At 64.2% G+C, this 10,880-nt stretch carries 9 protein-coding genes and 1 pseudogene; 9 read left to right on the top strand and 1 reads right to left on the bottom strand.

Annotation, left to right across the window (positions count from 1 at the left end):
• Positions 1–116: 116 nt before the first annotated feature.
• Together QZ709_RS15410 and QZ709_RS15405 are read left to right on the top strand one after the other, a co-directional pair.
• A pseudogene (locus QZ709_RS15410) lies at positions 117–551 on the top strand (transporter); the annotation flags it as partial.
• Between the two features lie 198 nt (positions 552–749).
• The gene (locus QZ709_RS15405) at positions 750–1,640 is read left to right on the top strand and encodes an AraC family transcriptional regulator (RefSeq protein WP_166226540.1); all 891 of its coding nucleotides are present in this window, start codon (positions 750–752) and stop codon (positions 1,638–1,640) included.
• Between the two features lie 17 nt (positions 1,641–1,657).
• On the opposite strand, the gene QZ709_RS15400 is transcribed toward QZ709_RS15405, so the two are convergent.
• A complete protein-coding gene (locus QZ709_RS15400; protein ID WP_086920794.1) occupies positions 1,658–2,551 on the bottom strand; it encodes a LysR family transcriptional regulator in 894 nt (297 codons plus the stop codon).
• Positions 2,552–2,682: 131 nt separating this feature from the next.
• Here QZ709_RS15400 and QZ709_RS15395 point away from each other — a divergent pair, with 131 nt between their 5' ends.
• The 7 genes from QZ709_RS15395 to QZ709_RS15365 all read left to right on the top strand — a co-directional run.
• Positions 2,683–3,843: an acyl-CoA dehydrogenase family protein gene (locus QZ709_RS15395; RefSeq protein WP_086920795.1), complete on the top strand. Its 1,161-nt coding sequence runs from the start codon at positions 2,683–2,685 to the stop codon at positions 3,841–3,843.
• 42 nt (positions 3,844–3,885) lie between these two features.
• Positions 3,886–4,875, top strand: a complete 990-nt coding sequence (locus tag QZ709_RS15390; protein ID WP_166226542.1) for a tripartite tricarboxylate transporter substrate binding protein — start codon at positions 3,886–3,888, stop codon at positions 4,873–4,875.
• A 4-nt stretch (positions 4,876–4,879) separates the two neighbouring features.
• Positions 4,880–6,100, top strand: coding sequence for a CaiB/BaiF CoA-transferase family protein (locus QZ709_RS15385; RefSeq protein ID WP_166226544.1), 1,221 nt, complete (start codon positions 4,880–4,882; stop codon positions 6,098–6,100).
• Between the two features lie 16 nt (positions 6,101–6,116).
• Positions 6,117–8,180: a 3-hydroxyacyl-CoA dehydrogenase NAD-binding domain-containing protein gene (locus QZ709_RS15380; protein ID WP_166231057.1), complete on the top strand. Its 2,064-nt coding sequence runs from the start codon at positions 6,117–6,119 to the stop codon at positions 8,178–8,180.
• A 57-nt stretch (positions 8,181–8,237) separates the two neighbouring features.
• The gene (gene pcaF / locus QZ709_RS15375) at positions 8,238–9,440 is read left to right on the top strand and encodes a 3-oxoadipyl-CoA thiolase (protein WP_166231060.1); all 1,203 of its coding nucleotides are present in this window, start codon (positions 8,238–8,240) and stop codon (positions 9,438–9,440) included.
• A 13-nt stretch (positions 9,441–9,453) separates the two neighbouring features.
• Positions 9,454–10,203: an electron transfer flavoprotein subunit beta/FixA family protein gene (locus QZ709_RS15370; protein WP_166226545.1), complete on the top strand. Its 750-nt coding sequence runs from the start codon at positions 9,454–9,456 to the stop codon at positions 10,201–10,203.
• A 12-nt stretch (positions 10,204–10,215) separates the two neighbouring features.
• Positions 10,216–10,880: electron transfer flavoprotein subunit alpha/FixB family protein (locus QZ709_RS15365; protein ID WP_294638269.1), on the top strand; the 665-nt coding region annotated here is incomplete at its 3' end.

Genomic DNA, 10,880 nt, shown 5'->3' with positions numbered 1-10,880 from the left:
AGTGAACAGGAAAGTCAATGAAATCAACGATCTACCAACACCACCTCCGCGCCAGTGCTAGCTTTTCGTACCGTCACTTATTGCACTGAAAACGAGGAGACCCCGACTACGACACAGGTCAGACACTAAACATTGGAGAGAACCGATGGAAAGCCATTTTCCAGTTCGGTGGCACGTATCAATTGAGCCAACAGCTTGATGCGGAGGGAGCTGTCGACGCAACCCTGTTTGGGAAGAACAAGAAATTTGGTGCCTCCGGAGCGGACACGCTTCAACAAAAAGCCCTCTACCAACTGCAGGGTTCTCTGAACTGGCACCAAGGCCCAGGCACCTTGTTGGCGGCAGGTCTGTCGCACACCTTTGGTGGTATTCAGAGAGTGAACGGTGTGTCCCTGGAAAACGAGATCACCACCACGAAAGCGACACTGACAGCATCAACTTTTGTGAGCCCTTCGTTGCAAGTACTGGTGTCTGTCGGTCGCGATCTGAAGGTCGGCAACGGGTTCAAAGAGTCCAGTCGACTGAACGTGAGGTTGCTCCAAGTATTTTGACTTGGTAGTGCTTGCCCTAACAAACAATCATCGATTTTTGCAGTGTCGACGGTTGGGTGTGAGCGCTGCAGCCGATAGGCATTGACTGTCTTAGCCGTTGGAATATTCGGCACTGACTGCACAGCATGGGTAAACCCTAGGGGCGGTCTCGCCGGGAAACGGTAATTTGGCCAGTTGGTGAACGTGGAGCACCGGTGTATGAACTCATTGATCACGCCCGACGAAGTGCCGCGCTGGATCCCCGGCCGGCTCACTCTGGATAGCTCACCTCTTGGGTGGGAAGAAACCATTTTGAAGGGTTATCGCTACGACAGCCTCGACGTTGAGATACCCACAATGCGTGATTACATGATCGTCGTGTATCGGAGTGGGGTGGCAGAGATGAGCCGGCGAAGCGGGGGGCCCTGGCAGTCCGCGAGGGTCGAACCAGGCGTTGTTTCCGTTTTGACCCGTGCCGAACAATCACAGTGGCGTTGGGACAAAGGGATCAATGTGTCTCATCTCTACCTTTCCCAAAGCGCTGTCGCTCGTGTCGCAGGCGAGGTTTTCGACAAAGACGTGAGGGATGTGGAGATGCAGGACATGGTTCGATCCGAAGATCCAGTTCTGCCGGCTTTAGTCTCCCTGTTTGAGAACGAACTGAAATGCGGATTGGTTGGCGGTCAGATTTATGTGGACGCTCTTAAGGCTCAGCTATGCATTCATATGCTGCGCCAATATGCAAAAGTCGTTTTTCGGGATTACCGCAACTATGGTCGGCTGTCTCGTGCCCAATGTCGACTGGTGGTTCAGTACATAGAAGAACACCTTGATAAGAACATTTCGCTGCAGGATCTGGCCAGCCTTTCCCAATTGAGCGTCTTCGCCTTCATGCGAAAGTTTCGGGCTGATTTCCAGTGTGCACCGCACGCCTACGTACTGGCCCAGCGTGTCAAGCGAGCACAACAACAACTTGCGCGCCCTGACATTCCGCTCAAGGTGGTTGCCGCAAACTGCGGATTTTCTGATCAGAGCCACATGACCCGCGTTTTTCGACGCATGCTGAATGTGACACCTGCCGAATACCGGCGGTCTTCGTCCACCGCATGACAATCCAGGCCCCTGCATCACCGCCAGCGTGAAGCTTTCTCGATGACGAAATCGATGAAAGTTCGCACCGCCTGGGTCTGGTAGCGCCCTGGCATGCGCAGCAAAAACAGCCGGGTTCCGAAGATGCTCAGGCGCCAGTTGTTCAGCGCGGTCACAACACGGCCGGTGTTCACGTCTTCCTGAACCACATAGCTCGGCACCAGACCAACCCCCAGCCCCGACAGGATGGCCTCTCGCAGAAACTGGAAGTTCTCGGAAGCCAGCGTCGGGCTCAGTGTGACTTCCTGACGCACCTGATCCTTGTAGGCCGAAAGCCTGAGTTCCCGTCCAACCACCGACGAGGTGATCAGCGGCATGCGCCGCAGGTCTTCCAGATCATCCGGCAGACCGTGTATGCGGGTGAACACGTCCGAGGCACACGCCACGTATCGCACCTGCGCCAGTTCTCTGGCCACAAGTGCTTCCGGTGGCTCGGACATCACCCGAATCGCCACATCCACCTCGTCGCGCAGCAGGTCGTCCACCCGGTTCTCGAACAGCAACTCCAGACTGATGTCGGGGTATTGGCGCTTGAATTCCAGCAGCCAGCCGGTCATGACCAGTTGCCCGAAGCCGGTGGGCACGCTGACCCGCACGGCGCCGTGCAGGCCGCGACCCAGGGAGTCTATGGCTTCCCTGGCGGCGGTCAGTTCGTCTCGGATGGCGCGTCCGTGGCGGTAGAGCGTTTGACCGATCTCCGTCGGTTCGATGCGCCGGGTGGTGCGCCGCACCAGCTGCGCGCCCACCGATTTCTCCAGCTGCTGCAGGTGGTAGCTCACGTTGGCGCGGCTGACTTTGAGTTTGCGCGCCGCGCTGCTCAGGTTGCCGGCATCGAGGATGTCCACCAGCAGCACCAGTCCGGTCAGGTCCATGGGATGACTGTCAAACAGCGTTTGACAGAGTGTTAAACATTGATCGGATTGTCAAGTCAATGTGCGATCAACACAATCCCCCAACCCCAAACAGCCCTGATCCCAGGGCCCTCTTCGGAAATTCAAATCACATGGCACTCGACACGGAAACCTTCTCCCTGCTCAAGGACAGCGTGCAACGCTTCATTCGCGAGCGTCTGGTCCCCTCTGAAAACAGCGTGGAAGAGCACGACGACGTTCCCTCGGACATCGTGGATGACATGAAAGAGCTGGGCCTGTTTGGCCTGTCGATCCCGGAAGAGTTCGGCGGTATCGGCCTGTCGATGGCGCAAGAGTGCGAGGTGGCCTTCGAGCTGGGGCAGACCGCGCTGGCGTTCCGCTCGGTGGTGGGCACCAACATCGGCATCGGGTCGCAGGGCATCCTGATGGACGGGACGGCCGAGCAGAAAGCCGAGTACCTGCCTCGTATCGCCAGTGGCGAGCTGATCATTTCGTTCGCGCTGACCGAGCCCAACGCCGGTTCGGACGCCGCAGCCCTGCAGACCCGTGGCGTGCGCGACGGTGACGACTACCTGCTCAGCGGCAGCAAGCGCTACATCACCAACGCACCGCGCGCCGGCGCCTTCACGCTGATGGCGCGCACCGACGGCCCGGGGGCCGGCGGCATCTCGGCCTTTATCGTGCCCTCGGACCTGCCCGGCATCACCCTGGGCAAGCCGGACAAGAAGATGGGCCAGCGCGGCACCAAGACCTGCGATGTCAACCTGGACAACGTGCGGGTGCCGGCGTCCCACATCATCGGCGGCGTACCCGGCAAGGGCTTCAAGACGGCCATGAAGGTGCTGGACCGCGGACGGCTGCACGTCTCGGCCCTGGCTTGCGGCATGGCCCAGCGCATCCTGAACGAGTCTGTCGCCTATGCCCAGGAGCGCAAACAGTTCGGGCAACGCATCGGTGACTTTCAGCTGGTGCAGGCCATGCTGGCCGACAGCCAGGCCGAGCTGCTGGCGGGTTGGTCCATGGTGCAGGCGGTGGCGCAGCGCTACGACGCCAAGCCCTTTAGTGTGACCGATCCGGCGGTGAGCATGCAGGCCTCGTGCACCAAGCTCTTCACGACAGAGATGGTGGGCCGCGTGGCCGACCGTGGTGTGCAGATCCATGGCGGCGCGGGCTACATCAACGAATACAAGGTTGAGCGCTTCTACCGCGACGTTCGCCTGCTGCGACTGTATGAGGGCACGACCCAGATCCAGCAGCTCATCATTGGCAAGCAGCTGATGCGTCAAGACTGATCCGAGACCGCCATTTCGCATTCCAAACACCGGAGACACACCATGTCCAGACCACACGATCCCAGCATCAATCGTCGCCAGATCCTGACCCTGACAGCCATGACTCTGGCAGTGCCCACTTGGGCACAAACGGGTTATCCGAGCAAACCGATCACCATGCTGGTGCCTTTCCCGGCTGGTGGAACCACCGACATTCTGGGGCGTCTAGTCGGCCGCCATCTGGCCACCCGCCTCGGAGGCACCGTGGTGGTCGAAAACAAGCCAGGCGCTGGTGGCGCCGTGGGATCCGCCCTGGTAGCGAAGGCTGCGGGGGACGGTCACGCCCTGCTGATGGGAACCATTGGGACCCATGCCATCAACCAGTATCTCTACAAAAAGCTGGCCTACGATCCGTTCAAGGACTTTTCCCCAATCAGCCTGGTCGCCATGGTCCCGAACGTGCTGGTGGTTAATGCATCCTCACCAATCAAGACGGTGAAGGATCTGATCGCTGCCGCCAAGGCCGAACCTGGAAAGCTGAGCTATGCATCAGCCGGCAATGGGACCTCGATACACCTGTGCGGGGCGCTGTTCGAGCAGATGGCGCAGGTTTCCATGGCGCACGTACCCTATCGGGGGAGTGCCCCAGCCATCACGGATCTGCTGGGAGGTCAGACCACCTGCATGTTCGACAACCTGCCGTCGGCTATGCCGCACATCAGATCCGGCGCATTGCGTGCTGTAGCGGTAACGACAGTCCGGCGTTCCGCTGCGCTGCCCGATGTGCCCACCATCGCAGAGGCCGGTGTGGCGGGCTATGACGCCAGTTCATGGTTTGGAATCTGGGCACCCGCGTCGACGTCCGCAAGCCTGGTCAGCCGTCTGAATGAGGAAATCAGACAGATCCTGGCCCAGCCCGATGTCAGGCAGACATTGAAGGAGCAGGGGGCAGAAGCCGCACCCGATAGTCCGTCGCAGTTCGCAGCCTTCATCCAGGCAGAGGCTGCCAAGTGGGCGAAGGTGGTTAAAACGGCCAACGTGCAACTGGACTGAAGACATGGGAGCCCTCAGCCACATTCGGGTGCTGGACCTGACGCGGGTCCTGGCAGGCCCCTGGTGCACGCAGACGTTGGCCGACCTAGGTGCCGACGTGATCAAGATCGAACGTCCTGGCCAGGGCGACGACACACGGCAATGGGGGCCGCCCTATGCGCGCGATGCGCATGGGCAGGACACCACCGAGGCCGCGTACTACCTGGCGGTGAACCGCAACAAGCGGTCCGTCACGCTCGACATCGCCACCGCCGAGGGCCAGGACCTGGTCCGCCGCCTGGTGGCCCAATGCGATGTGCTGGTCGAGAACTTCAAGGTGGGCGACATGCAGCGTTACGGGCTCGACCACGAAAGCCTGCGCCGCGAGCACCCCGGTCTCATCTACTGCTCCATCACCGGCTTCGGCCAGACCGGTCCGTACGCGCCGCGCGCCGGCTACGACTTCATCGTGCAGGGCATGGGCGGCTTCATGAGCGTCACCGGGGAGCGCGACGGCCAGCCTGGCGCGTCGCCCCAGAAGGCCGGTGTCGCGATCGCCGACCTGTTCACCGGGGCGCACGCCACCATCGCCATCCTGGCGGCGTTGAACCACAAGGAGCGCACCGGCGAAGGCCAGCACCTGGACATCTGCCTGCTGGACACCCAGGTGGCCATGATGGCCAACATGGCCACAAACTACCTGGCCACGGGAAAGCCGCCCACGCGCTGGGGCAACGCGCACCCCAACATCGTCCCTTACCAGGTGTTCAAGGTGGCGGATGGCTGGGTCATCGTCGCCTGTGGCAACGACAGCCAGTTCCGCAAGCTGACCCAGGTCGCAGGGCAGCCGGAACTGGCCGACGACCCTCGTTTCGCCACCAACCCCGCCCGGGTGCGGCACCGCGACCAGCTGGTGCCCTTGCTGGAGGTGCTGATGCAGCAGCGCCCTCGCGACGAGTGGATCCGTCTGCTGGAAGCGGTGGGCGTGCCCTGTGGGCCCATCAACGACATGGCCGACGTGTTCCGCGACCCGCAGGTGCTGGCCCGCGACATGCGCCAGGAACTTCCCCATCCCACCGCCGGGCAGGTCAGCGTGCCGGGCAGCGCGCTCAAGCTCTCGGCCACGCCCGTGACCTACCGCAGCGCGCCGCCGCTGCTGGGCCAGCACACACAGGAAGTGCTGCAGTCGCTCGCTGCCCTGTCGGTGGACGAGCTGGACGCCTTGAAGAACCGACAGATCATCTGAACCCGTGAACCATCCCATGAGCCAGCCCTTACCGACAGCGCTTCGCGTCGAACGCATCGAACTCAATGCCCCTCCCGTCAACAGCCTGGGTATCGCGCTGCGAAGGCACATCGTCGACGCGGTGCGCGCCGCCGAGGCAGATCCCGAAGTCGCGGCGATCGTGCTCATCGGCAACGACAAAGCCTTCTCGGCTGGTGCCGACGTTTCCGAGTTCGGCACGCCGCTGCAGTTTGAAACACCCATGCTGCGCGATGTCATCGCCACCCTGGAAGGCTGCTCGAAGCCGGTGGTGGCCGCCATCTCGGGTGTCGCCCTGGGTGGTGGGCTGGAGCTGGCCCTGGGCTGCCATGCCCGCGTGGCCCTGGCATCGGCCCGCCTGGGCACGCCGGAAATCCAGCTGGGCCTGATCCCCGGTTCGGGGGCGACCCAGAAGCTGCCGCGGCTGATGGGGCCCGAGAAAGCCCTGGCGATGATGCTCTCGGGCCAGCCCCAGGCGGCCGCCGACCTCTCGGCCTCCGGCCTGCTGGACCAAGTGGTGTCGCAAGATCTGTGGGCAGCGGCCTCCGCACTGGCCCTGGCGCTGGCACAGGACGGCAAGGTCCTGCCTCGGGCACGGGACCGCAGCGTCGATGCCGCGGCCTGCCAGGCCGCGGTCGATCAGGCGTCCGCCCGCTTCAACCCGCGCCAGCGCGCCCAGCCTTCCTACCAGGCCCTGCTGGACGCGGTGCAGGCCAGCGCGCTGCCGTTCGACGCCGGCATGCAGCGCGAGCGCGAACTGTTCCTCTCGCTGATGCAGAGCGGCGAAGCCGCCGCCTTGCGCTACCAGTTCCGGGTCCAGCGCGAATCGGCCAAACTGCCAGCCCACCTTTCGGCCGAGCCCCGTGCGTTGGAGCGCGTGGCCGTCATCGGCGCCGGCACCATGGGCTCGGGCATCGCCATCGCCGCGCTGGAAGCCGGCTTGCAGGTCTGCCTGCTGGAGCAGTCGGGCGATGCGCTGGCGCGCGGTTCGGCGCGCATCGCCGAGCACTTCGCCTCGCGCGTGAAGGCCGGCAAGGTGGACTCGGCCAAAGCCGAGCGCCTGCTGGGCTGCCTGACGGCGACGCTGGAGTGGTCGGCGCTGCAGGCAACCGATGTGGTGATCGAGGCGGTTTTTGAAGACCTGGCGGTCAAGCAGTCGGTGTTCCGTCAGATCGACCAGCACGCCCGGCCGGGTGCGGTGCTGGCCACCAACACCTCGTACCTCGACATTGATGCGATTGCCTCGGCCACTGCCCGGGCCCAGGACGTGGTGGGCTTGCACTTTTTCAGTCCGGCCAACGTCATGAAGTTGCTGGAGGTGGTGCAAGGCCGCGACAGCGCGCCCGACGTCATCGCCACCGGCATGGCCCTGGGGCGCCAGCTCAAGAAGACGCCCATCCTCTGTGGCAACGCCTTCGGCTTCATTGGCAACCGCATCTACAACGCTTACCGCAAGCAGTGCGAGTTCATGCTGGAAGACGGTGCCTGGCCCGAGGACGTGGACCGCGCCCTGACCGATTTCGGCTTTGCCATGGGACCGTTTGCCGTGGCCGATCTGTCGGGGCTGGACATCGCGTGGCGCATGCGGCAGGCCAACGCGGCCTCCCGCGACCCACGGGAGCGCTATGTGCACATCCTGGACCGCCTGTGCGAGATGGGGCGCATGGGCCGCAAAACCCAGGCGGGCTATTACAGCTACGCCGACGGCAAGCCCAGCCCCGCAACCGATGAGGTGGTGCGCGAAGTCATCGTCCAGGCCGCGGCCGAGCGCGGCATCGTGCGTGTGCCGCTGGAGGCCGGCGCGATCCAGCGCCGTGCGCTGCTGGCCATGGTGAACGAGGCCGCGCTGCTGTTCAGCGAAGGTGTCGCGCACCGGGCTGGCGACATCGATGTGGTGCTGGTCAACGGCTACGGTTTTCCGTCCTGGGTGGGCGGCCCCGTGCACTGGGCCCGGACTCAGCCCCGCGCCCGTCTGGAGCAGGAGCTTGACCAGCTCATCGCAGCCAACGGCTTTGGCGCGGTGCGCGCCACGCCGGCCATGCTGGTCCGCCTGCTCGATTGAAACGTTCGAACCCATTTTTCCGCTGTTGTCCCTTTTCCTTTCTGCATTGCCATGACCATGTCCCATGCCTTCATCTGCGACGCGATCCGCACCCCGTTTGGCCGCTATGGCGGCGCCCTCAGTTCTGTCCGGGCCGACGACCTGGGCGCCGTCCCGCTGCGCGCGCTGATGGCGCGCAACCCAGGCGCGGATTGGGCCGCCGTAACCGACATCATCTTCGGCTGCGCCAACCAGGCCGGTGAAGACAACCGCAACGTGGCGCGCATGAGCGGCCTGCTCGCCGGTCTGCCGATGGAGGTGCCCGGCAGTACAGTCAACCGACTGTGCGGCTCGGGCCTGGACGCCATCGGTACCGCTGCGCGTGCCATCAAGTCAGGCGAAGCCGGGCTGATGATCGCCGGCGGTGTGGAGAGCATGAGCCGCGCCCCCTTCGTCATGCCCAAGGCCGAGAGCGCCTTCAGCCGCGCCAACGCCGTCTACGACACCACCATCGGCTGGCGCTTCGTCAACAAACTCATGAAGGCGCAGTACGGCGTGGACTCCATGCCAGAGACGGCCGAGAACGTGGCGACCGATTTCAAGGTCGAGCGTGAGGCGCAGGACCGCATGGCCCTGGCCAGCCAGATGAAGGCCGTGGCGGCGATCAAGGCTGGCCACCTGGCGCGCGAGATCTGCGCGGTGAGCATTCCGCAGAAGAAGGGCGATGCCCTGATCGTCGACACCGACGAACACCCGCGTGAGACCAGCCTGGAAGCCCTGGCCAAGCTCAAGGGCGTGGTGCGTCCGGACGGCACGGTGACCGCGGGCAACGCCAGCGGCGTCAACGATGGTGCCTGCGCACTGCTGCTGGCCGACGAGGCCACGGCGGCGAAGAACGGCCTGACGCCCAAGGCTCGTATCGTCGGCATGGCGACGGCCGGTGTGGCGCCCCGCATCATGGGCATCGGCCCGGCCCCGGCGACGCAGAAGGTGCTGGCGTTGACCGGCCTCACGCTCGAACAGCTGGACGTGATCGAACTCAACGAAGCCTTTGCCGCGCAAGGCCTGGCTGTGCTGCGCCAGCTGGGCTTGCAGGACGACGATGCACGCGTCAACGCCTGGGGTGGCGCCATCGCCCTGGGCCATCCGCTGGGCGCCAGCGGCGCGCGGCTGGCCACCACCGCCATCAACCGCCTGCACGCCACCGGCGGCCGCTACGCGCTGTGCACCATGTGCATTGGGGTGGGGCAGGGCATTGCCTTGATCATCGAACGCGTCTGAAGGGAGTCGCACCATGAGAATCCTCGTCCCCGTCAAACGTGTGGTGGACTACAACGTCAAGGTGCGCGTCAAGAGCGACGGCACCGGTGTGGACATCGCCAACGTCAAGATGAGCATGAACCCGTTTGACGAAATCGCGGTGGAAGAAGCCGTGCGCCTGAAGGAAAAGGGCGCGGCCACCGAGGTGATCGCCGTCTCCTGCGGCGTGGCCCAGTGCCAGGAAACCCTGCGCACGGCCATGGCCATCGGTGCCGACCGCGCCATCCTGGTCGAGACCGATGTCGAACTGCAGCCCCTGGCCGTGGCCAAGCTGCTCAAGGCCCTGGTGGACAAGGAACAGCCGGGTCTGGTGATCCTGGGCAAGCAGGCCATCGACGACGACGCCAACCAGACCGGCCAGATGCTGGCGGCCCTGGCCGACCTGCCGCAGGCCACCTTCGCCTCGAAAGTGGAAGTGGCCGGTGACAAAGCCAAAGTCACCCGCGAAATCGACGGCGGCCTGGAAACCCTGGAAGTGAGCCTGCCGGCTGTCGTCACCACCGACCTGCGCCTGAACGAGCCGCGTTACGTGACGCTGCCCAACATCATGAAGGCCAAGAAGAAGCCGCTGGAGACGGTCAAGCCGGCGGACCTGGGGGTGGATGTGACACCGCGCCTGAAGACGCTCAAGGTCGCCGAGCCGGCCAAGCGCGGTGCCGGCATCAAGGTTCCTGACGTGGCTGCCCTGGTGGACAAGCTGAAAAACGAAGCCAAAGTGATCTGAGGAAGAAACACCATGACCGCACTCGTCATTGCCGAACACGACAACGCCTCTATCAAAGGCGCGACCCTCAACACCGTGACCGCTGCCGCCCAGTGCGGGGGTGATGTGCACGTCCTGGTCGCCGGCCACAACGCCGGCGCCGCCGCCGCACAAGCTGCCCAGATCGCCGGCGTGGCCAAGGTGATCCACGCCGACGCCGAAGGCTTCGCCCACGGCCTGGCCGAGAACGTCGCCGCCCAGGTGCTGGCCATTGCCGGCGGCTACAGCCACATCCTGTTCCCCGCCACGGCCGGCGGCAAGAACGTGGCCCCGCGCGTGGCCGCCAAACTCGACGTTGCGCAGATCAGCGACATCACCAAGGTGATCAGCGCCGATACCTTCGAACGCCCGATCTACGCCGGCAACGCCATCGCCACCGTGCAGAGCGGTGACGCCACCAAGGTCATCACCGTGCGCACCACCGGCTTCGACCCGGCCGGCCAGGGCGGTTCCGCCGCCGTGGAAACGGTCGCGGCAGCAGCCGGCAACGGCAAGAGCGCCTACCTGGGCAGCGAGATCGCCAAGAACGACCGCCCCGAACTGACCGCCGCCAAGATCATCGTCAGCGGTGGCCGCGCGCTGGGCAGCAGCGAGAAGTTCAACGAAGTCATGACCCCGCTGGCCGACAAGCTGGGCGC

This window comes from uncultured Aquabacterium sp. (assembly GCF_913773725.1).
Taxonomy (GTDB): domain Bacteria; phylum Pseudomonadota; class Gammaproteobacteria; order Burkholderiales; family Burkholderiaceae_C; genus Aquabacterium.
The sequence above is the reverse complement of the archived record's forward strand: the minus strand, read 5'-3'. Positions and strand labels throughout refer to the sequence as shown.

Coding starts and splice junctions, on each gene's coding strand:
- QZ709_RS15400 (WP_086920794.1), bottom strand. CDS start 2,551: ATGGACCTGACCGGACTGGTGCTGCTGGTGGACATCCTCGATGCCGGC.
- QZ709_RS15395 (WP_086920795.1), top strand. CDS start 2,683: ATGGCACTCGACACGGAAACCTTCTCCCTGCTCAAGGACAGCGTGCAA.
- pcaF (WP_166231060.1), top strand. CDS start 8,238: ATGTCCCATGCCTTCATCTGCGACGCGATCCGCACCCCGTTTGGCCGC.
- QZ709_RS15370 (WP_166226545.1), top strand. CDS start 9,454: ATGAGAATCCTCGTCCCCGTCAAACGTGTGGTGGACTACAACGTCAAG.
- QZ709_RS15390 (WP_166226542.1), top strand. CDS start 3,886: ATGTCCAGACCACACGATCCCAGCATCAATCGTCGCCAGATCCTGACC.
- QZ709_RS15385 (WP_166226544.1), top strand. CDS start 4,880: ATGGGAGCCCTCAGCCACATTCGGGTGCTGGACCTGACGCGGGTCCTG.
- QZ709_RS15380 (WP_166231057.1), top strand. CDS start 6,117: ATGAGCCAGCCCTTACCGACAGCGCTTCGCGTCGAACGCATCGAACTC.
- QZ709_RS15405 (WP_166226540.1), top strand. CDS start 750: ATGAACTCATTGATCACGCCCGACGAAGTGCCGCGCTGGATCCCCGGC.